Raw genomic sequence first — 21,063 nt, 5'->3', positions numbered from 1 at the left:
AGTTCATGGAATAGTTCATAGATCATGGTTCATAGCAAAAAATCATATTATTATTTCGGCTATGAACTATCAACAATGAACCATGATCACATGACTAAACCCAATAATTTCTATTTATAATAACTCTTTCCTGGTATTAACAAGTCCTGCTGCTGTGCATTACAAACAGCATATGAAAAGCCGCTTTGTATAGCATAAGCACCATATTCACCCTTTTTGTTGATGGCCAGGAAACCAACCTGAATGTTTTTAGCTATCTCGGGTTTTTTCCTGATAATGCGGTTTACCGCTTCCTTGCAGGCATCCTCGGGTGATAAGCCCTGGCGCATCAGCTCCACCACTAAAAAGCTGCCTACATTACGGATCACCTCTTCACCAACACCGGTTGATGTAGCACCGCCCACTTCATTGTCTACATATAACCCTGCCCCAATGATTGGGCTGTCGCCAACACGGCCATGTAATTTAAAGGCCATTCCGCTGGTAGTGCATCCGCCAGAGATATTTCCCTTTGCGTCAATAGCAAGCATGCCAATGGTGTCGTGATTGTATTTATTACCTGGTTTGCCGCCGTTTTCGATATTCATAACGGGGCTATATTGGGCTTTTTTTAGCCATTCTTTCCAAATCTTTTCAGTTTCGGGAGTTAACAGTTTTTCTTTTTTCATGCCCTGCTCAACAGCAAATTGGGTTGCGCCTTCGCCAACCAGCATAACGTGAGGCGTTTTTTCCATTACTAAACGGGCTACCGAAATGGGGTGGGCTATATCCTCCATGGCAGCTACCGAACCGCAATTGCCAAACTCGTCCATAATGCATGAATCGAGGGTTACATGGCCATCACGATCAGGCAAACCGGTGCGGCCTACAGTATGGTTAGTAATATCTTCGGCTTCCGGGATACGGGCTCCGGTCTCAATAGCATCAAGCGCACGCCCCCCGGCTGATAATACCTTCCAGGCGCCTTTGTTGGCAATAATGCCAAAGTCCCAGGTAGAGATAACAATAGGATAACCGCCCCCGGGTTTTGAAATGACGGTTTTTGCTATGGCAGATTTAGAAAGCGCTGCAAGTGAAGCACCTGCGGCAGATAATTTGATGAACTTACGGCGGTTGTACATAGCGCTAATATATAAAAAACAGTATTAAGTCGTAAGTTCTAAGTCTTGAGTCTTGCGTTCGAAGTCAAAATTTGATTAGGTTATAAAAATGAAGACTTTTGACTCGCGACTTAAGACTTACGACTTCGAAAAACGCTATTCAAAATCGCGCTGGCAGTTAAAACAGTGCCATGCTTTGCGGCTGTAAAAAGGGAATATCATCAATAAAAATGAAACGATGGCTGTAAACCAGTGAACCCTTTTTTCTGTCGCCGAACCATATCTTACGTTGGTTGAGCCGCAGTATGGACAAATTACAGCGTTAAGTGTTTCGTCGTCAATTTCTATGTGGTCCTGGTCATGCAAGTCGCCCTCGGCGGCTAAAATTTCGCGGCAGCGCTCCAGGTCGCGTTCAAATATTTTAAGTTTAATGCCACCTACCGCCTGGTTATAAAGCGGGTTAGATGCAATTGTATTTTCATCGGCAATAAAGCAGGGAATACCATAGCCCTCTAATTTGGTACGAATGATATGCGCAAGCATCACATCGTAATAAGTTTCAAATGTTATGATCTTTTCTTCGGGTTCAGCAGCCATATTGTAGATAAATATTGATCAAAGGTAAAATGTTTTTTATTTAATTTGGACGCCATGAACCGCATCGACCGAATATCAGCTATTTTGATCCAACTACAATCACGCAGAGTGGTAAAGGCAGGCGATATTGCCGATAGGTTCAATATCAGTCTGCGTACCGTTTACCGTGATATCAAAACGCTTGAAGAGGCAGGGATCCCATTGATAGGTGAGGCCGGTGTTGGGTATTCCATTATGGACGGTTACCGCCTGCCCCCGGTTATGTTTACCCGCGAAGAAGCAACAGCTTTTTTAACTGCCGAAAAATTTGTTGAAAAGCTTACAGATACTTCAACCATGGCGCAGTATCAATCGGCCATGTATAAGGTGCGGGCTATCTTGAAATCATCCGAAAAGGATGCTTTGGAAAATCTTGACGGCAGCATTGGAGTACTGAAAAGTCACAGCCAGAAAAGAGCCGGAAGTACCGATCATATCCAGGCCATATTGGATTGTATAGTATGTAAAAAGATCATGTGTATTGACTACTTTGCCGCCCACTCGCAGGAAAATACCAAACGCGAAGTAGAGCCGGTTGGTGTTTTTTTCCTGGATAGTTTCTGGCACCTGATCGCTTACTGCCGCCTCCGTAATGACTACCGAGATTTCAGGTTGGACCGTATCAAAAAGCTTTTGGTAACGGATAAAAGTTATGTTAACAGCAAACACCCAACGCTAAAAGATTATATTGATAAAATGGCCTGCGAAAAGCAGCTTGAGCAGGTGGTGATCAAAGTGGATAAGGAGATCCATAACTACCTTGATCATCAAAAATACTATAGCGGTTTCGTATCTGAGAAAGCCGCCGGCAACAAAATTGAAATGACTTTTCTTACCATTTCTTTAGAAGGTTTTGCCCGCTGGTATATGACCTTTGGCGATCGTGCCGAGATCATCAAACCTGATACCCTGTTACAGCGTGTGCGAGAGATCACGGCAACTATCAGCCAAAAAATAAATTAATTTTCATTCACTTTTTTCCTGCTGACATAAGGTTGTCACCAGCGCATTGTTACTTTGTTTCATCATAGCAAGGACGGGGCTTTTATTGGTCATGTTTTTGCGGGTAATTTAAACCATACACTTATGAAACATTGGATAATAGTAGTATCAAAAGATCACATTAGCCGGGGTATCTCCGGGGGCTTTATTCAGGCCAACCATGGTAAGCTTGCTCCGCTTAAACGTATGGCGGTTGGCGATTGGGTAGCGGTATATTCTCCTAAGCAAAAAATGAACGGCGATGAGCCTTTGCAGGCCTTTACTGCCATTGGCCAGGTAAGGGATGAAGATATCTATCAAAAACAAATGGCTATTGATTTTACGCCTTATCGCCGCAATGTAAATTACTATGAATGTGCCGAAGCGCCGATAGCCCCGATGATTGAAGATCTCAATTTTATCACCAATAAAAAGGCATGGGGTTACAACTTCAGGTTTGGTTTTTTTGAAGTTCCCGGCACTGATTTTGAAAAGATAAAAGAGCAGATGATAATAGAAGGTAAACCACTACTAAATAAAGCTACATTATGGAAAAATTAACAGTAAATGTGCAGGTAAAATTTAAAGCACCGATTGCAAAAGTTTGGCAGGGCCTTACCGATCCTACAATGGTAAAGGAATACTTTTTTGGTACCGATCTCGAGTCGAGCTGGAGGGTAGGGGAGCCCATTAAATTCAGTGGAGAATGGAACGGGCATAAGTACGAAGACCACGGAATTATACTCGATATTGATCCGGGAACATTTGTAAAATACAGCTACTGGAGCAGCATGAGCGGCACCGAAGATAAGCCCGAAAACTATGCCAACATCACCTATAATTTAACCGAAAATAATGGTGAAACAGAACTTACCGTTACCCAGGATAATGTTAAAAACGAGGAAGCCAAAGCACATTCAGAGCAAAACTGGACAGGGCTTTTTGAAGAATTGAGAAAATTGATTGAGTAATTATTTGTGAACTGATTGTTTATATAATTACTATAATTATTTGACTAAAAATTAATTATAAATTGATATAACAAATAGTAATAACTCCATTTATGGACAAAGTAACAATAAAAGGCTTCTTTTTAGTCGGGATTTCGGTACGTACCACAAATCAGAACGGGCAGGCGATGAAAGACATTTCCGGGCTGTGGAACTGGTTTATGAGCGAGCATGTTTTGCAGCAGGTAGTAAATCGCCTTAGTGATGATATTTATTGTGTTTATACCGATTATGAGAGCGATAAGGATGGCTGTTATACAACGGTACTTGGGTGCAGGGTAGCTACTAAAGATAATATCCCTGAAGGGTTGATCTGCATAACCATACCTCCCGGAAATTATAACCGCTATGTGGCTAAGGGTGCGCTGCCGCAGTCGGTAGGAGAAACCTGGCACCAGATCTGGACAAGTGATATCGACAGGAGATACATAGCTGATTTTGATGTGTATGGTGACAGGTCACAAAATCCTGCAGATGCCGAAGTTGAGGTTTTTGTTGGGGTGAATGGATGATATTATAACCGCGTCATTGCGAGGCACGAAGCAATCCCCGATTAGCAGGTCGAGAAGAAGTCGTAAATAAAAAAAGGGAAGAAGCAAAAGCTTTTTCCCTTCCAGAAAATTCTGTAAACCCTAAAATTCTGTGAGTTCTGATCTTGATTACCGGCTAAAAGTCAAGCGCTTGCCGGCTTTACCTTCAATAAGCTTTCCGTTAGCATAAGCTAAATTGCCTGATATCAATGTATAAGCTACTTTTGAGCGAAAGGTGTTGCCTTCAAATGGGCTCCAGTTACATTTATACAGGATATTGCTTTTGTTTACATTCCAGGGTTTGTTTAAGTTAACCAACACCAAATCGGCCCAGTAACCTTCACGAATAAAACCGCGTTTTTCTATTTGGAAAAGTACGGCTACGTTATGCGCCGTTTTTTCTACTATTTGTTCAAGGCTGATCTTGCCATGGTGGTAAAGCTCAAGCATAGCTGGTAAAGCATGTTGAACTAAAGGGCCACCTGAAGGCGCTTGCAGATAAGGTTGCTCTTTTTCTTCAATGGTGTGAGGTGCATGATCGGTAGCAATAACATCAATGCGGCCATCCAATACTGCTTTCAAAATTCCATCGCGGTCGGCTTCGGTTTTTACAGCAGGGTTCCACTTAATATAGTTTCCTTTTGTTTCATAATCTGCATCGGTAAACCATAGGTGATGGATGCAGGCCTCGGCAGTAATACGTTTATCTTTTAACGGTATCGTGTTGTCAAAAAGATGCGTTTCGCGTTCGGTTGAGATATGTAAAATATGCAGGCGGGTATTGTGTTTTTTTGCGAGTTCAATTGCCATTGATGACGACAAATAACAAGCCTCTGCACTCCTGATTTTAGGATGTAAACGCACCGGGATATTTTCACCAAGCAGTTGTTTATAGTGGGCAAGATTGCTCTTGATCGTAGCCTCGTCTTCGCAGTGAGTAGCGATGAGCGTGGGGGCTTGCGCAAATAGTTTTTCGAGCGTGTTCGGATCATCAACCAGCATGTTCCCGGTAGACGATCCCATGAATACTTTTATACCGCAAACATTGTTGATATCGGTGCGCAAAACCTCATCAAGATTGTTATTTGATGCGCCCATAAAAAACGAATAATTAGCCAGCGAATTACGTGAGGCGATCTGGTATTTATCCTCCAAAAGTTCCTGGGTTAGGGTGTTTGGAACAGTGTTCGGCATCTCCATAAATGAGGTGATACCACCGGCTACAGCAGCTCTTGATTCGGTATAAATATCGGCCTTATAAGTCAACCCCGGTTCACGAAAATGTACCTGGTCGTCAATACAACCGGGAAGTAAATGAAGTCCTTCTGCGTTGATAATTTCGTCAGCTTGCTGATCAATTGTTGAGTCAATACGATCTATCAAACCATCCTTGATCAATACATCGGCAACGTATTGTTTATGTTCATTTACTATAGTGGCTGCTTTTATTAAAATTGTAGACATAGGTTTGATTTCGGATTTGGGATGTTCGATTTCGGATTTATTTATAGTAGTTATTATATGTCAAACTTACGAAGTTTTTAAAACATCGTAAGTTTTGACCCGGAAGCGGAATTACATTTCAGCAAAAGTTTCTTCAGAAGGGAATTCTCCAAGGCTTCTGTAAATGGCTTTGCCATTTGCTTCGCTATCCTCTACTGCCCATTTAGACATGGCGTACATCACCGGCCGTAATCCCATGCCTGTATCACTGAGCCGGTAGCTTACATAAGGCGGCACAACTGGTTTTGATTCCCTGATGATAATGCCATCTGCTTCCAATTGTTTCAGGTGCTGGATCAGCATTTTTTCGGTAATGGCTGGGATGGATTTTCTTAGTTCGCTGTAACGTTTGCTGCCTGTTAGCAGGTGAAATAAAATAATGGGCTTCCAGTATCCGCCTATGCGTTCCATTACATAAGTCACCGGGCATTCATTAAAAGCGGCTTGCTTGTTTTCCTGTATGGTTGAGCTTTCTTTTATTGCAGTCATGATGATACATACTTTAGGGTAAGTACTTGTAAAAAAGTAAGTGTAAAAATACCTTTGTCATCAACAAAAAACAAGTAATCATGAAAATTATAGTAACAGGCTCAACAGGTAATATAAGCAAACCCTTAACACAAACTTTGGTTGCTGCGGGCAATAGCGTAACAGTAATCAGCAGCAGTGCAGATAAAGTAACAGATATTGAAGCGCTGGGAGCTAAAGCGGCAATTGGTTCATTGGCCGACGCTGATTTTTTGACCGAAACTTTTACCGGTGCCGATGCGCTCTATGCCATGGTACCGCCAAGTTTTAGTGCCGAAAGTTTACGGGTATACCAAAATGAAACCGGTAAAAGTTATGCAGAGGCTATCAGGCGTTCGGGAATAAAAAAAGTAGTTGCCTTAAGCAGCATCGGTGCGCATCTGGATAGCGGGGTAGGCCCGATAAAAGGGATCCATGATGTTGAAGGTATTTTGAGTGAATTGGATGGGGTATCTATCAAATTTATCCGCGCGCCGTTCTTTTACATCAATTTTTATAGCAACATACCGCTTATCAAACACCAGGGCATTATTGGATCAAACTATCCGGCAGATGCGAGACTGATCATGGTACATCCTACAGATATCGCAGCTGCAGTTGCCGAAGAATTGCAGCAGGATTTTAGCGGCAAAAGTGTTCGCTATATTGTAAGTGATGACTCGACAACAGGTGAGGTTGCTGCTATTTTAGGCGAGGCTATTGGTAACCCGGGCTTGCCATGGATTGAATTTACCGACGAGCAGCTTGCGGAAGGTTTGCAGCAGGCAGGAGTTCCGCCCGAAATGACCCGTAATTTTGTAGAGATGGGCACCGCTGTACGGAGCGCAAAAATATGGGAGGATTATGACAAACATAAACCTGCTACATCCGGCAAAGTTAGTTTGCAGGATTTTGCTAAGGAGTTTGCGGTTGTGTATAATGCGTAAAATGGCTTTTGCCTTAAATAACTCAACAAGGGAATATTAAAAATGTCATTGCGAGGAGGAACGACGAAGCAACCGCACGGAAGCATATTCGCTCTGTATAGTATGCGATTGCCGCGCTACGCTCGCAATGACATAGTTTTTATTTTTTCTTGTTTCTTGACTCCTGATTTTTTACCCCTCTGTTTCTTCATTATCTTGTCTCCTGACTCTTGACTTCCTGCTTCTATCTATTTCCTGACACCGCCATGTTATGGGCAATTGTGCCTACTTCAACAAAAAGCCTATCTTTGCGGCATGGCAGTAACCTTTGAAGATTTTAAATTTAACCGGCAAATTTTGAACGCGATAGCCGATGCCGGTTATACCGAAGCTACGCCTATCCAGCAAAAGGCTATTCCGCCAATATTGAATGGGCAGGATGTGATGGGTATAGCGCAAACCGGCACCGGTAAAACGGCAGCCTATGTATTGCCTATTATCATGAAGCTCAAGTATGCCCAGGGCGATCATGCCCGCGCACTTATCATTTCGCCTACCCGCGAACTTGCAATGCAAATTGAAGAGAACGTAAAAATTTTCGCCGCCAATACCGATCTGCGCGTAGTTGTGCTTTATGGTGGTTTAGGCCCCAAAACACAAATTGAGCAGATCAATAAAGGGGTTGATATCATTGTAGCCTCTCCCGGGCGCTTTATGGATATCTATCTTGCAGGCCATATTGTTACCAAAACACTGCAGGTATTGGTTTTGGATGAGGCCGATAAAATGATGGATATGGGCTTTATGCCCCAGATAAACCGGATACTGGAAGTAGTGCCTGTGAAAAGGCAAAATCTGCTTTTTTCGGCAACAATGAGTGAAAAGGTTCACCAGCTTTCGGCCAATTTCCTGGAGTTTCCTACTGTTATCGAGGTTACACCACAGGCTACGCCGGCACAAACGGTTAATCAGCATTTGTACCACGTGCCCAATATCAAAACCAAAATAAACCTGCTCAAAAAGCTGCTTGATATTGAAGGCGACATTACCAAGTTGATCGTGTTTTGTAAAACCCGTGCAGTGGCCGAAGATGTTTATAAATTCCTGACCCGCAAGTACGGGGAACAAGAAGTGAAAGTATTACATGCTAACAAGGGGCAAAACACTCGGATCAACTCAATCAATTCGTTTAAAAACGATGAGGTGAAAATATTGGTAGCTACAGATGTGGCATCGCGCGGTATTGATGTAAGCGATGTAAGCCATGTGATCAATTTTGATGTGCCTGTAGTTTTTGAAGATTATGTACACAGGATCGGTCGTACAGGGCGTGCGTTGCAATCAGGCGAGGCAATTACTTTTTGCACCCCGTCTGAAGAATACTATGTTGGCAAAATAGAAAAGCTCATTAAACAAACCATCCCGGTTGAAAAGATTCCCGACGATGTATTTATAGAGGAAACACCTTACGAAGAACGCCAGGAGCAGGCCAAAGAGATCGATCTGCAAAAGCGCAAGGAGGATCCTGACTTTAAAGGCGCTTTCCACGAAAAGAAATCGCTTAACCAGCGCAAAAAGTTTGATGCCAATAAAGATAAAGCCAAATACGGCTCAAAGGCAGCAAGGCAGGGTACCGGCCGATCATCCAAAAGCAAAAAAAGACACTAAGCCCAATCAATGAAATTCAGATTTACCCCTTTAAACCTTTTTACCGCATTTTTGGTAGCGGTGGCAGCCTATGTTTTTATTTACGGTGCCGGTATAGCCGGGCGACCGCTTGAACACTGGGGTGGAACTATCGGCTGGATCTTTTTATTATTTGCCTTTGTGGTTTTTGTGATTGACATCATGTTCCGCAATTTTTTTATCGAAACCAAAAAAATATGGATGGTGGAGACATTTTTCATCGTCCTGGTTATAATTATATTCTTACTTGTTAAATAAAATTTAAAATGAAAACCGCTGAAATAAAGCTTACCGTTACACTTGATGATAATAACGTTCCCGAACATATTCTTTGGGAATCAACTGATTCAAACAACAAAGAAGCTTTGCCTGTAAAGTCAATGATGCTTGCCCTGTGGGATCAAAGCTATAAAAACACCTTGCGTATTGACCTTTGGACAAAGGATATGCCTGTTGATGAAATGAAACGCTTTTTCTACGAAACCCTGCAAACCATGGGCGACAGCTTTTTACGTGCAACCGGCGAAAAGAATATCGTTGAAGATTTGCGCGACTACTGTGCCCACTTTGCCGATAAAATGGAGATCACTCAAAAATAATAACCTAAATATGCGCCTTAGCTCAATTTTAGCATTTGTAGGCTTCGCCCTGCTGTTTGCTGCAACCTATTGTCCGCTGTTGCGGGTATTTCACGTAACCAGCTGGAATATTTATAAACTTAACCAGCCTTACGGCCTGGTACTTTTATTGGTATCGGTTATTGGAATCATTGTATCATTTTTAAACCAGGCTAAGATCATGCGAGTTGCAGCCTGGTTGTCAGTAGCGCTTGTGGTATTGCTGTTGGCTGCCGCCATAATGAAAGTAAATTCGGCTTTTAGCTTTATTCCTTTTAAAGGCATTAACAAGTTTTTAACCAGTCAGCTTAAGTTGCAATGGGGTTGGTACGTGATGTTTGCCGGGCCAATATTGGCTTTAATTAGCGCATTAAGCAGCAAGCCAAAGGTATTTATACCTGCCGCTGCTGATACTACAGTAGCAAATTAATATTCCTGATATGTTTTATTAGCTGTAATGTTAACATTACAGCTTTTTTTTGAACATATTTGTAATTCAGATTAATACGAATACCTAATGTTAAAGTTCTCTTTTCGCCAGCAGGTTTTAGCGGGTTTTGTTGTTTCCATCATCCTTGTATTAGTGGTTGGTGTTTTATCTTACACCAGTATCCGCCAGTTTGAGGAAGACAATGTTTGGGTTGATCATACTCAGAGTGTTATTCGCTCGTCAAATAACCTGTTGCAGCATTTAATTGATGCAGAAACCGGTATGCGCGGCTACGGGGCAACCAATAAAAAGATATTTCTTGATCCCTACAACGAGGCCCTTCCCCGCCTTGGTGTTGATCTGCAGGAGTTGCGTGATCTTACCAGAGATAATCTTATTCAGCAAGCGCGGATCGATTCACTGACTTCACTTGTTGCCTCCCAGCGAATTATTCTTAAAGAAGATATTGACACCCATGATGCCAAAGGTTTGGACTTTATGGTGCAGAACAATATGTTTTTAAATGGCAAGCAAAATATGGATACGATCCGATCCATTATTGCAGGTATCATTAAATCTGAAAATCAGTTTCTGCAAGACCGGAAAAAAAGTTCAGAAACAGCCTCTTACACGGCAGTTTTTGTAATAGTAGTTGGTTCAGCCGTATTTTTATTGATCGTTCTGATATTGTTCTTCTATATTCAAAAAACATTTGATCAGCAAAAGAAAATTGAGGAAGAGATCAGGGTTGCCAATATTGAGCTTGGTAAAGTACTTGCCGATAATGAAGCCAAAAACTGGCTGCTCACCGGTACCGGCCAGCTGAATGAAAAAATGCAGGGCCAGCAGGTTGAAAAGGAGTTATCAAATAATATTTTATCGGAGGTATCTGCATATACCAATGCCGCAGCCGGTACATTTTACCTTTACAACGAAGCAAATGATAAGCTCGAGCTTTATGCGTCATACGCGTTCCATAATCCGGATTTTGTTAAAAGATCGGTACAATTGGGCGAGGGCTGGGTTGGCCAGATAGCCAAAGACGGTAAAGCAGCTGTTGTAAAAGGCAAACTGAATGATAAACTTGAACTTTCGTCGTCGGTATTAAAAACAGAACTGGCCGAATCATTTATTATACCTTTCTTTTTTGACAAAAAGCTTAAAGGTGTAATGGAGGTTGCTTTTAATGAATGTATTTCAAAAAATAAATCTGAATACCTGTTAGCGATAGCCAATGATATTGGTATTGCGGTTAACACCTCGCAGGCACGTACCATTATGCACGACTTGTACGAGGAAACGCAGCAACAGGCCGAAGAGCTGGAAGCACAGCAGGAAGAATTGCGTGTTACCAACGAGGAGCTTGTTCAAAAAACAGAAGAGTTACAGGCCTCGGAAGAAGAGCTTCGGGTACAGCAGGAAGAATTGCGCACCACCAATGCCGAACTTGAAGAAAAAGCAAGTTTGCTGGAAGAAAAAAATCAGGCTATTGAAGAAGCCCGCCAGGCCATCAACCTCAAAGTTGATGAACTGGAAACTACAGGTAAATATAAATCGGAATTTTTGGCCAATATGAGCCATGAGTTACGTACACCGCTTAACAGTATCCTGGTATTGGCACGTATCCTTAAAGATAATAAGCCGGCCAACCTGTCTGAAGATCAGATAAAATATGCCAGCGTTATCTTCAATGCCGGCAACGATTTGTTAACATTGATTAACGATATCCTCGACCTTTCAAAAATTGAATCGGGTAAACTGGATATGCAGAATGAGGACATTAAAGTAAGCGATATTGTTGGCGATATGGAAATGCTGTTTGCCGAAGTAGCCAGCAATAAAAAAATCACCTATACTACCAGTATAAATAACAATCTGCCGCAAACCATCTTTACCGATAAAGTACGCATTGAGCAGGTGATCAAGAACCTGTTAAGCAACGCGTTTAAGTTTACGACAGAAAACGGTTTGATCTCAATAAACGTTAGGCCGGGCGTTAATGACAAAACTATAAGCTTTGCTATAAAAGATTCAGGTATCGGAATTCCAGCCGATAAACAGAAAGTTATATTTGAGGCATTTCAACAGGCTGATGGCTCAACAAGCCGTAAATATGGCGGTACAGGTTTAGGGTTGTCTATAAGCCGTGAGCTTGCTTATCTGTTAGGTGGCAGTATATCCCTGAGCAGCGAGCCGGGCGTAGGCAGCGAATTTGTACTTACGGTGCCTTATCAGGCTAAACTGGTGGCAACGGTAGAAGATGTGATACTGCCAACTGCCGAAACTTTTAAAGCAACCGCCGAATTTTTAGCACCGGCTAAAGCCGCGCCACGCGAACCCGGCAGAGAGCCTTTGGTGGTAATTGTTGAAGATGATAAAAACTTCGCCAACATATTACAGGACTATGCCCGCGATCATGGTTATAAATCAGTAATGGTTTATGAAGGTACCCGCGCGGTTGAAATTGTTAAGGAAGCCAAACCGGATGCCGTAATACTGGATATTATGCTGCCGGGAAAAGATGGCTGGCAGATATTGAAGGAGTTGAAAAACGACGAAGATACGATGCATATTCCGGTTCACCTGATGTCGGCGGGAGACGCTGCAGCAAATCGCGTGCGCAGGGAAGGTGCCATCAACTTTATGAAGAAGCCGATCAATACCGAAACTTTGGATAAGCTTTTTGCAGATATAATGGTACAAAACGGCACCAGGTTTAAGCAGATCCTGCTGGTTGAAGATCATAAAGCCCAAAGCCAGGCGCTGAAAGATTTAATGCAGGGCCAGGGCATTACTGTCGATCAGGCTTTTGACGGCGAATCAGCATTCAGGTTGCTTCATGAAAATGAATACCAATGCGTGATCCTGGATCTAAACCTACCCGATATTTCAGGCCTTGATCTGTTAGATAAGATCAAAGAAGTTGATCGCTTTGCTTCGTTGCCGGTTATCATCAACACCGCCATGGAGCTTGATAAAACATCAGTTAACAGGTTGATGCACTACGCAAATGCCATGGTTGTAAAAACCAACAAATCATCCGACAGGTTGATTGACGAGGTTAACCTGTTCCTGAACAAGATCAGCGAAAGCTCAAATGCGCAACCGCAGCCAGTGTCGCCGGGAGTTCCTGCTAAACCTAAAACAATAACCAAGAGCAAGGATGCCATAAAAGGCAAAAAAGTACTCATTGTTGATGATGATATGCGTAATATCTTTGCGTTGAGCAGTGCCCTGCAAAGCTACGATCTTAATGTAGAGATAGCCAACGACGGGGAAGAAGCTATTGTTAAATTAGAAGAAATTAAAGATATTGATATTGTGCTTATGGATATCATGATGCCTAAAATGGATGGCTATGAAGCCACAAGGCATATTCGTAAGCAAAACAAATGGGCTAAATTGCCTGTAATAGCATTAACTGCAAAAGCAATGAAAGACGACCGCGAAAAATGTATAGCGGCCGGCGCTAATGACTATATCACAAAACCGGTTGATATGGACAGGCTGATTTCGCTGATGCAGCTTTGGCTTGAGAGTTAATTATGGATACAGCGCAGGGAATTATATCACATGCACAGGTTCATGAGCTTATTGATATTGTAAGAAAAGTTCATGGATTTGATTTTTCGGGTTACACCAAAGCATCATTAAAGCGGAGGCTAACTCGTATCATGCTGCTCAATAAGTTTGAGTTTTACGATCTTAAGCATGTACTTATTAATGATACCGATTTTTTTCAGGGTTTTTTGGAAGAAATAACGGTTAACGTAACTGAGATGTTCCGCGACCCTTCGTTTTATCGTGCAGTTAATACGCAGGTCATTCCATATCTTTCAACCTATCAACATGCCAAAATCTGGAGCGCCGGATGTTCAACAGGCGAAGAGGTTTACTCTATGGCTATATTGCTTAACGAGGCTGGCTTGGGTAAAAAATCGTTTATTTATGGCACAGATATCAATACCGAGGTTTTACGAGAGGCGCGAAAAGGCATTTATAGCTTGCGTAATATAAAAAGCTACGCCGAAAACTATCAGTACACTGGCTTAAAAGGTTCAATTACCGATCATTTTACCATTTTGTACGATGCTGCATCCATACACAATGAATTAAAGCAAAATACGTTGTTTTCGGTACATAACTTAATATCTGATACTGTATTTAATGAGTTTCAGATGATAAGTTGCCGGAATGTTTTTATTTACTTTGAAACATTTCTGCAGGAGCGGATCCTTGACCTGTTTTATAATAGCCTTTGCCCGCTGGGGTATTTATGCCTTGGCAGTAAGGAAACTATCCGGTCCGATTCGTTTAAGAGCAAATTTAAGGTGATCAACCAGAAAGAAAATATTTATCAAAAAGTTGGGACCTGATAAAAAATTACTGGAGAGATGGCACGATGCCCAAATAGTTTTATTTGGTGGCTCGGCGGGCTCGTTTAAAATTTTGTTCCGGATCATTAAAGATCTTCCCGAAAAATTGGGGAAAACCGTAATCCTTATCATTCACCGAAAAAAAAATTTTTTCAGCGAAATAGAAAAACTATTTGCTGAAAACAGCCGTATGTACATGCGCGAAATTGAAGATAAGGATATTCTTAAAACGAATACTGTGTATATCGCCCCGGCAAATTATCATACTTTGATAGAAGACGGGGGATATTTTAGTCTGGATGTTTCAGAACCGGTTTGGTATTCAAAGCCATCAATAGATGTTACCTTTGAAAGCGCAGCCGAGGTTTATGGCAATAAATGTGCGGTCATTTTGCTTTCAGGAGCTAATCAGGATGGAGCAGGAGGTATGCTGAAATTGCATGAAACAGGTGCCCTTACTATAGCGCAGGATCCTGCGGATGCCGAAATGCCCGAAATGCCACGGTCAGCGATTAACCTGGGTGCGGCCGATTATGTTTTAACACAGGATGAGATTTTTAAGCTTTTACTATCGTAACAATCACCAACCCCTAATTAATATTAAATGACCCCTGTTAATATTCTTATAGTTGATGACAGAGAAGAGAATATCATAGCTCTTGAAGCATTGCTTGAGCGCGATGATATCAAAATATTTTCTACCACATCCCCAAATGAAGCCCTCAGGATAGCCTGGGAAACCAACATCGCTATTGCGCTTGTTGATGTGCAAATGCCCGAAATGGATGGTTTTGAATTGGTAGAAATGCTCAAATCTAATCCGCGTACCAAAGATATCCTGGTTATATTTGTTACTGCTATTTCAAAAGAGGCCAAGTATGCTGTAAAAGGCCTTGGCACCGGCGCGGTAGATTATCTGTATAAGCCGCTTGATCCTTACATAACATCGGCTAAGGTCGACTCATTTGTACAACTGGCCCGTACGCAGGCCGAAATAAAACAAAAAAACGACGAATTACAAGATTATGCCGTGGTGGTTAAAAACTCGGCCGATATAATTACTTCCGTAGATGCACAAAGTCTGCGCATTGTAAACATAAACCCAACGGTCGAAAAAATAATGGGCTTTATGCCTGCCGAACTCATCGGTAAAAGTATTGTTGACCTCGCCATTGATGACCACAGGGCCATGTTTCGGAAAAAGCTGGGCGAGATCATTAAGGACAACCTGAGCTATGCCATTTTCGAATTTAAGTTTGAAACTTTTGATAAAAGGATAATTTGGGTTGAATGCCGTGCATCTTACCGAAACAAGATCATCTTTTTGAACATCAGTGATATTTCTCCGCAAAAGAGTTACCAGGAGCAACTGATCAAATCAAAGGAAAATGCCGAGTACAGTAAAAAAGTGAAGGAGACGTTTTTGGCCAATATGAGTCATGAATTACGTACTCCGGTTAATGGCATTATCGGTATTACCACGCTTTTGCGTAAAACAAACCTTACCGATCAGCAAAAAGGAATGCTCGATTTGCTTGACACTTCATCAAAATCATTGCTTGGGGTAATAAATGATGTACTTGATATTTCAAAAATAGAGGCAGGCAAATTCAGTATCGTCCGTACGGCCAATAATGTTTACGACATTGTGAATTCGGTTTTTAATCTCCTCAAGTTCAAGGCCGACGAAAATAATATAGAATTTTTGCTCGATATAGAAGAGGAAGTGCCGCAATATCTTATGCTTGATTCGTTACGGCTGAACCAGATACTGATGAACCTGCTAAGCAATGCCCTTAAGTTTACCGAAAGGGGATATGTAAAGCTTAAGATAGCTGTACTTCAAAAGCATAATGACAAGGTAAAACTAAAGTTCAGCGTTGAGGATACCGGTATAGGGATCCCGGCCGATAGGCTTAACCGAATCTTTGAATCATTTGAACAGGCCGATGAAGACACTGTAAGCAAATATGGTGGCACCGGCTTAGGGCTTACCATAGTTAAAAAGCTTGCCGAATTAAAAGGCGGCGAACTTACAGTAAGCAGTCAGGTAGGCAGGGGCAGTACTTTTAACTTTGTGAACTGGTATACCATAAGTTTAAAACCAAAGGACAAATTAACCCCCAAAACTGATAAAATCCTGCCGCCGTTTAATAATGTACGGGTATTGGTAGCTGAAGATAACATGGTGAACCAGTTCATGCTTTCCAAAATTTTAAAGGATTGGAACGTAGACGTGGAAATGGTTGATAATGGCCGTAAGGTTATAGAGAAGCTTACTAATAAAGAGTACGATATTATTTTAATGGATACCCATATGCCCGAAATGAACGGCTACCAGGCGGCCAAAACCATCCGGGTTGATTTTGAGGAACCTAAGCGGAGTATTCCTATCATATCATTATCGGCAGCAAGTTATGATCATGAGCAACAAGAGGCTTTATCTGCAGGGATGAATGATGTGCTTTCAAAGCCATTTTTGCCTTATCAGCTGCATGAAAAAATTGCAAGGTTGTTGAGGGTGGATGCTTAAAACTCCAGCCTGGTTTGTCCAACACCTGATACTTTAGCTTCGTGCTCAAGCAGCCACTTTTTGCGCCATACGCCGCCGGCGTAGCCGGTAAGGCTACCGTCCGAACCTATTACCCGGTGGCATGGTACTACAACCCATAGGTGGTTTCGGCCATTAGCGGAAGCTATCGCGCGTATAGCTAAGGGATTACTCATTTGGTTAGATTGCTGGGCGTAGGTAATGGTTGTTCCATACGGAATGCGCAATAACTCGTCCCAAACCTGTTGTTGAAATTCACTGCCTTGTTGCTTTATCGGAAAAGTAAAATCTTTCCTTGTGCCTGCAAAATATTCGTTTAACTGGTCAATAGCCGTTTGCAATAACTGAGTGGGAGCAGGTTCAATTTCATATTCCTCGTCCCGTATGGATACGGATGCTATAAAGCCTTCTTCTTCGGTAATGCGGGCTATGCCAACCGGTGTGCGGAAATAAGCTATGGGCATGGGCAAATGGTATGTTATATTCAAAATTAAGCTAATTTTTTTAGCCTGTCAAATGCTTGTTCTCACTCGCAGGTAATTATTACATTTGCGGTCATGAAACTTACTAACGAAACCTGGTACCTGCTAAAAAAGGAAATTTTGCTCGAGTGGCGGTCCAAATATGCTTTTAATGGCGTTTTGCTTTACGTGGTTTCTACAGTTTTTGTGTGCTATATTTCGCTTAATTTAAATCCCGGTTTTTCAAATAGCACCGGTTATCCTATAGTTTGGAACGTATTGTTCTGGATCATTATGCTATTTGCATCGGTAAATGCCATTGCCAAAAGCTTTTTGCAGGAAAGTAAAAGCCGGTTGCTTTATTACTATTCCATCGCCAGTCCGCAAGCTATCATCCTTTCAAAAACAATCTATAATATTTTGCTAATGTCTTTGTTAAGCATACTGGCGTTAGTGATATATAAAGTATTTTTCCCCAACACCATTGGCGATTTGCTTTACTATTTCCTGGCGGTGCTGCTTGGCAGCATTAGCTTTTCAACTGTATTCACCATGATTTCGGCTATTGCTTCAAAGGCGGGTAATAATGGCACATTGATGGCCATATTGAGTTTTCCGGTAATTATACCGGTAATACTGGTGCTTATTAAATTGAGTAAAAGTGCGATGGATGGGGTAGACCACAGTTTTTTTTATGGCAATATTGGTGTTTTGTGTGCTATCAATGCTATTGTTATAGCTACAGCACTATTGCTTTTCCCTTATCTGTGGCGTGACTGATCTGGTCATAGCACCCTTTAATCATTCATTTTAATTTCCTGATCAGGTGCAGACTAATACTTTTTAGCATGATTTGCTATGCGTTGCCTCAAAACGGCAAATTTTTGCCTTGTTTTTCACATTTTCTTCTAATTTGTTTTTAATTTGGATTAAGTCTAAATTAGTAATTACTTTTGCTGCCGACTTAACCAAACAACAATGCATGCTAAAACCCTTACTTTAGTTGTACTTTCTTTTTTTGTTTCGGGTACGGTACTGGCGCAGCAGCCAAATACCTCAACTGCCGAAGATTCGCTTAATAACAATTCTGGCAGAAGCTCGCTATTAACAAATACTACCATAGGCGGTTATGGTAATGCTTTTTACCAGTATAATAACAATCACCGTACGGCCAAGGTTGATTTAGAGCGCTTTGTGCTATTTGTGGGCCACAAGTTCAGCGATAAGATCTCTTTCTTTTCTGAAACTGAGCTGGAAGACGCCAAAGTAAACGGCGGCGAACCGGGGGGCGAGATCACCATTGAACAGGCTTACCTGAAATTTAACCTTAACCCTAACCAATACATAGTAGCAGGTTTGTTTTTGCCGAGGATAGGCATCCTGAATGAAAACCACCTGCCAACTACCTTTAATGGTAACGAACGTAACTATGTAGAAACGCTGATTATTCCGGCCACCTGGCGCGAATTAGGTGTTGGCTTTTATGGCCGTTTAAATAATTTCCCTATTAACTATTCGATTGGTTTGATGAACGGTTTAAGTGCTGGTGGTTTTACCCACGGCACCGGCATTATTGACGGGCGATTTGAAGGCCGTAACGCAACAGGTACCAACCTTGCTGTTACCGGCGCGCTTCAATACTATCAAAGTGGCTTTAAAGCCCAGCTATCTGGTTATTACGGTGGTACGGTCGGCATCCGCAAAACAGAAGCCGATAGCCTTGGTTTAAACTCGGGTGTATTTGGTACACCGGTTGCTATGGGCGAGGGCGATATCCAGTATAACGGACAAGGTTTTTCGGTAAAAGTATTGGGTACTATCCTTTCTATTAAAGACGCTGACAAAATCAACAGGGCATACGGTAGCAATACCCCTAAAACGGCTTACGGTGCTTATGCCGAAATAGGTTATGATCTGCTTTACCGCAATAACTACGGAAAATTAAATGCTCCGCAGCTGATTGTTTTTGTGCGCGATGAGAAACTCGATCTTAATGCCAGTATCCCATCAAATGGTTTTACTGATCAAACGCTTAATCAAAACTTTGTGGTAGCAGGGTTAACTTACCTGCCTTTACGAAACGTGGTGGTTAAAGGCGATGTAAGGCTGGCCCATACCGGTGTACAAAACCCGGCGCTGATCATTAACCCAAGCCCGGTTGCATTGCCTTACCAAACCAGTAATACTTTGATAAACCTGGGTATTGGGTATTCATTTTAAACTTAAACAACATGGATAGAAGAGAATTTGTAAAGCAGTCTTGTTCGCTATGCCTTGCAGCGGGTGCGGGCATGCTGGTTGGCTCGTTAGCGGGCTGTGCTACCCTGCCCGTCTATAAGGCGGCTGTGGCCAACAATACAGTAACCGTTCCGGAAACCATTTTCGGATCAACTAATTTTCAGTTGATCCAGCCTAAAAACCAGTATTACAATATCGGTTTAAAAAAAGAGGCTAACGGCACGTACACCGCATTACTGTTAAAATGTACACATGCCGATAACCAACTCACCCCTGTTGGTAATAACGGTTACAAATGCGATTTGCATGGCAGCACGTTTAACAACGAAGGCCAGGTAACTGCAGGCCCGGCCGAACGGCCACTAAAGAAATACGCTACAGAATTAATATCCAATCAAATCATAATTCATTTAACTTAAATTTTTACCATGAAAAATACCTTACTTGGTCTGTCATGTGCTGCCATCCTCGGATTAAGCAGCTGTGGAAAAGATAACAACCCAGGCGGAACTCAAAATACTGCAGTTGATGAGCAGGAAGTTATAACCCAATTTGTTAGCGTTGTAGGCAATCCAAATTACATTGATATTCAGGCAAAGGCAACTGTACTAAACACTTCAATAACTACATTTTTAGCAACGCCAACTGACGCTAACCTGGCTGCTGCCCGCGTAGCATGGAAAAATACCCGCCAGCCCTGGGAACAGGCTGAAGGCTTTTTGTTTGGCCCGGTTGAAGACGATAACTATGACCCAACTATGGACAGTTGGCCATTGAACCGGGTAGATGTTGACGCTTTGATTTCAAGTTCTGATGCTATTACCCTGGCTTCTGTTGATGCTCTTGACGGTTTTTCAAAAGGTTTTCACGGTATCGAATACATTATATTTGGCCCTGGCGGTACAAGGAAAGCTACTGATATCACAGCCCGCCAAAAAGATTATCTGAAGTATGCTTCACAAAGTTTATTAAACACAACTACTGCACTTATGAATAGCTGGGCGGCTTCGGGTGGCAATTATGCATTAAAAATCACTACCGCTGGCAATGGAAGTACAGCTTTTAAAACACGCAAAGAATTGTTTACTACCATTGTTACACAAATGGGAGGCATTTGCGAAGAAGTAGGTACCGGTAAAATGGCCGAACCTTTCACAGAAAGGGATTCGACAAAAGACGAGTCGTCATATTCTCACAACACCACTACCGATTTCATCAATAACATACAGGGTGTACTTAACGTTTACACAGCTACTTACAATAACGCCAGGGGCACCACCAGCTTAAGCGCTTTGGTTGCTTCAAAAAACGCATCATTAGATACCAAGATCAAAACACAGATACAAACTGCTTTATCGGCAATGGCTTTGATAACCCCAACTTTTGAAAAAGCTATTTATGATAACCGCGATAAAATATCAAACAGCCAAACGGCCCTTGCAACACTACAGGCCACGCTTGAAGGCGATTTGATGACATTTATACAAACCAATATTAAGGACTAAGTTTAA

Annotated in this window: 22 protein-coding genes; 17 read left to right on the top strand and 5 right to left on the bottom strand. The window is 42.0% G+C overall.

All coding sequences use genetic code 11. The features are described 5' to 3' along the window. Nucleotides 1-110: 110 nt before the first annotated feature. Both MTO98_RS21325 and MTO98_RS21320 read right to left on the bottom strand, forming a co-directional pair. On the bottom strand, nucleotides 111-1,121 hold the full coding sequence (locus MTO98_RS21325) for a N(4)-(beta-N-acetylglucosaminyl)-L-asparaginase (RefSeq protein ID WP_243481005.1): 1,011 nt from the start codon (nucleotides 1,119-1,121) through the stop codon (nucleotides 111-113). Nucleotides 1,122-1,256: 135 nt separating this feature from the next. After that, the gene (locus MTO98_RS21320) at nucleotides 1,257-1,697 is read right to left on the bottom strand and encodes a DUF2007 domain-containing protein (protein WP_243481004.1); all 441 of its coding nucleotides are present in this window, start codon (nucleotides 1,695-1,697) and stop codon (nucleotides 1,257-1,259) included. A gap of 54 nt (nucleotides 1,698-1,751) precedes the next feature. Here MTO98_RS21320 and MTO98_RS21315 point away from each other — a divergent pair, with 54 nt between their 5' ends. The 4 genes from MTO98_RS21315 to MTO98_RS21300 all read left to right on the top strand — a co-directional run bounded on the left by MTO98_RS21315 (nucleotide 1,752) and on the right by MTO98_RS21300 (nucleotide 4,239). Continuing rightward, the gene (locus MTO98_RS21315) at nucleotides 1,752-2,699 is read left to right on the top strand and encodes a YafY family protein (RefSeq protein ID WP_243481003.1); all 948 of its coding nucleotides are present in this window, start codon (nucleotides 1,752-1,754) and stop codon (nucleotides 2,697-2,699) included. 123 nt (nucleotides 2,700-2,822) lie between these two features. Continuing rightward, the gene (locus MTO98_RS21310) at nucleotides 2,823-3,278 is read left to right on the top strand and encodes an EVE domain-containing protein (RefSeq protein ID WP_243481002.1); all 456 of its coding nucleotides are present in this window, start codon (nucleotides 2,823-2,825) and stop codon (nucleotides 3,276-3,278) included. Continuing rightward, nucleotides 3,266-3,688 (top strand): SRPBCC family protein, encoded by a 423-nt coding sequence (locus tag MTO98_RS21305; protein ID WP_243481001.1) that lies wholly within the window; start codon nucleotides 3,266-3,268, stop codon nucleotides 3,686-3,688. Before MTO98_RS21310 ends, MTO98_RS21305 begins: the two co-directional genes overlap by 13 nt. Nucleotides 3,689-3,780: 92 nt before the next feature. Then, nucleotides 3,781-4,239, top strand: a complete 459-nt coding sequence (locus MTO98_RS21300; RefSeq protein ID WP_243481000.1) for a GyrI-like domain-containing protein — start codon at nucleotides 3,781-3,783, stop codon at nucleotides 4,237-4,239. Between the two features lie 147 nt (nucleotides 4,240-4,386). Here MTO98_RS21300 and MTO98_RS21295 read toward each other — a convergent pair whose 3' ends face one another. Together MTO98_RS21295 and MTO98_RS21290 are read right to left on the bottom strand one after the other, a co-directional pair. Continuing rightward, nucleotides 4,387-5,721 (bottom strand): dihydroorotase, encoded by a 1,335-nt coding sequence (locus tag MTO98_RS21295; protein WP_243480999.1) that lies wholly within the window; start codon nucleotides 5,719-5,721, stop codon nucleotides 4,387-4,389. 111 nt (nucleotides 5,722-5,832) lie between these two features. Further along, complete coding sequence (locus MTO98_RS21290; RefSeq protein ID WP_256464309.1) at nucleotides 5,833-6,249, bottom strand: helix-turn-helix domain-containing protein; 417 nt, start codon at nucleotides 6,247-6,249, stop codon at nucleotides 5,833-5,835. Nucleotides 6,250-6,329: 80 nt separating this feature from the next. On the opposite strand from MTO98_RS21290, the gene MTO98_RS21285 reads away from it, so the two are divergent. From MTO98_RS21285 to MTO98_RS21245, 9 genes are all read left to right on the top strand, one after another. Continuing rightward, on the top strand, nucleotides 6,330-7,214 hold the full coding sequence (locus MTO98_RS21285; protein ID WP_243480998.1) for an NmrA family NAD(P)-binding protein: 885 nt from the start codon (nucleotides 6,330-6,332) through the stop codon (nucleotides 7,212-7,214). A 294-nt stretch (nucleotides 7,215-7,508) separates the two neighbouring features. Continuing rightward, nucleotides 7,509-8,861 (top strand): DEAD/DEAH box helicase, encoded by a 1,353-nt coding sequence (locus MTO98_RS21280; protein ID WP_243480997.1) that lies wholly within the window; start codon nucleotides 7,509-7,511, stop codon nucleotides 8,859-8,861. A 9-nt stretch (nucleotides 8,862-8,870) separates the two neighbouring features. Continuing rightward, nucleotides 8,871-9,137 carry a hypothetical protein gene (locus MTO98_RS21275; protein ID WP_243480996.1) on the top strand — a complete coding sequence of 89 codons (267 nt, stop codon included), beginning with the start codon at nucleotides 8,871-8,873 and terminating at the stop codon, nucleotides 9,135-9,137. 8 nt (nucleotides 9,138-9,145) lie between these two features. Then, a complete protein-coding gene (gldC, locus tag MTO98_RS21270; RefSeq protein ID WP_110585089.1) occupies nucleotides 9,146-9,478 on the top strand; it encodes a gliding motility protein GldC in 333 nt (110 codons plus the stop codon). 10 nt (nucleotides 9,479-9,488) lie between these two features. After that, nucleotides 9,489-9,926, top strand: coding sequence for a hypothetical protein (locus tag MTO98_RS21265; RefSeq protein WP_243480995.1), 438 nt, complete (start codon nucleotides 9,489-9,491; stop codon nucleotides 9,924-9,926). 87 nt (nucleotides 9,927-10,013) lie between these two features. Continuing rightward, on the top strand, nucleotides 10,014-13,469 hold the full coding sequence (locus tag MTO98_RS21260; protein ID WP_243480994.1) for a response regulator: 3,456 nt from the start codon (nucleotides 10,014-10,016) through the stop codon (nucleotides 13,467-13,469). Between the two features lie 2 nt (nucleotides 13,470-13,471). Next, nucleotides 13,472-14,302 carry a protein-glutamate O-methyltransferase CheR gene (locus MTO98_RS21255; protein ID WP_243480993.1) on the top strand — a complete coding sequence of 277 codons (831 nt, stop codon included), beginning with the start codon at nucleotides 13,472-13,474 and terminating at the stop codon, nucleotides 14,300-14,302. Then, on the top strand, nucleotides 14,292-14,879 hold the full coding sequence (locus tag MTO98_RS21250) for a chemotaxis protein CheB (RefSeq protein WP_243480992.1): 588 nt from the start codon (nucleotides 14,292-14,294) through the stop codon (nucleotides 14,877-14,879). The genes MTO98_RS21255 and MTO98_RS21250 overlap by 11 nt, the downstream gene beginning before the upstream one ends. A gap of 27 nt (nucleotides 14,880-14,906) precedes the next feature. Further along, complete coding sequence (locus MTO98_RS21245; protein ID WP_243480991.1) at nucleotides 14,907-16,835, top strand: response regulator; 1,929 nt, start codon at nucleotides 14,907-14,909, stop codon at nucleotides 16,833-16,835. Here MTO98_RS21245 and MTO98_RS21240 read toward each other — a convergent pair. Further along, the gene (locus tag MTO98_RS21240; RefSeq protein ID WP_243480990.1) at nucleotides 16,832-17,341 is read right to left on the bottom strand and encodes a methylated-DNA--[protein]-cysteine S-methyltransferase; all 510 of its coding nucleotides are present in this window, start codon (nucleotides 17,339-17,341) and stop codon (nucleotides 16,832-16,834) included. The two genes, MTO98_RS21245 and MTO98_RS21240, sit on opposite strands and share 4 nt — an antisense overlap. A gap of 69 nt (nucleotides 17,342-17,410) precedes the next feature. On the opposite strand from MTO98_RS21240, the gene MTO98_RS21235 reads away from it, so the two are divergent. The 4 genes from MTO98_RS21235 (at nucleotide 17,411) to MTO98_RS21220 (ending at nucleotide 21,057) form a co-directional block, all read left to right on the top strand. Further along, nucleotides 17,411-18,094, top strand: a complete 684-nt coding sequence (locus MTO98_RS21235; protein WP_243480989.1) for a heme exporter protein CcmB — start codon at nucleotides 17,411-17,413, stop codon at nucleotides 18,092-18,094. A gap of 198 nt (nucleotides 18,095-18,292) precedes the next feature. Beyond that, entirely contained in the window at nucleotides 18,293-19,534 is a 1,242-nt protein-coding gene (locus tag MTO98_RS21230; RefSeq protein ID WP_243480988.1) for a hypothetical protein, read from the top strand. An 11-nt stretch (nucleotides 19,535-19,545) separates the two neighbouring features. Beyond that, nucleotides 19,546-19,971: a ubiquinol-cytochrome c reductase iron-sulfur subunit gene (locus MTO98_RS21225; RefSeq protein WP_243480987.1), complete on the top strand. Its 426-nt coding sequence runs from the start codon at nucleotides 19,546-19,548 to the stop codon at nucleotides 19,969-19,971. 9 nt (nucleotides 19,972-19,980) lie between these two features. After that, nucleotides 19,981-21,057: an imelysin family protein gene (locus tag MTO98_RS21220; protein ID WP_243480986.1), complete on the top strand. Its 1,077-nt coding sequence runs from the start codon at nucleotides 19,981-19,983 to the stop codon at nucleotides 21,055-21,057. The last annotated feature ends 6 nt before the right edge of the window (nucleotides 21,058-21,063 follow it).

The sequence above is a fragment of the Mucilaginibacter sp. SMC90 genome, from assembly GCF_022811725.1.
Taxonomy (GTDB): Bacteria; Bacteroidota; Bacteroidia; order Sphingobacteriales; family Sphingobacteriaceae; genus Mucilaginibacter.
The sequence above is the reverse complement of the archived record's forward strand: the minus strand, read 5'-3'. Positions and strand labels throughout refer to the sequence as shown.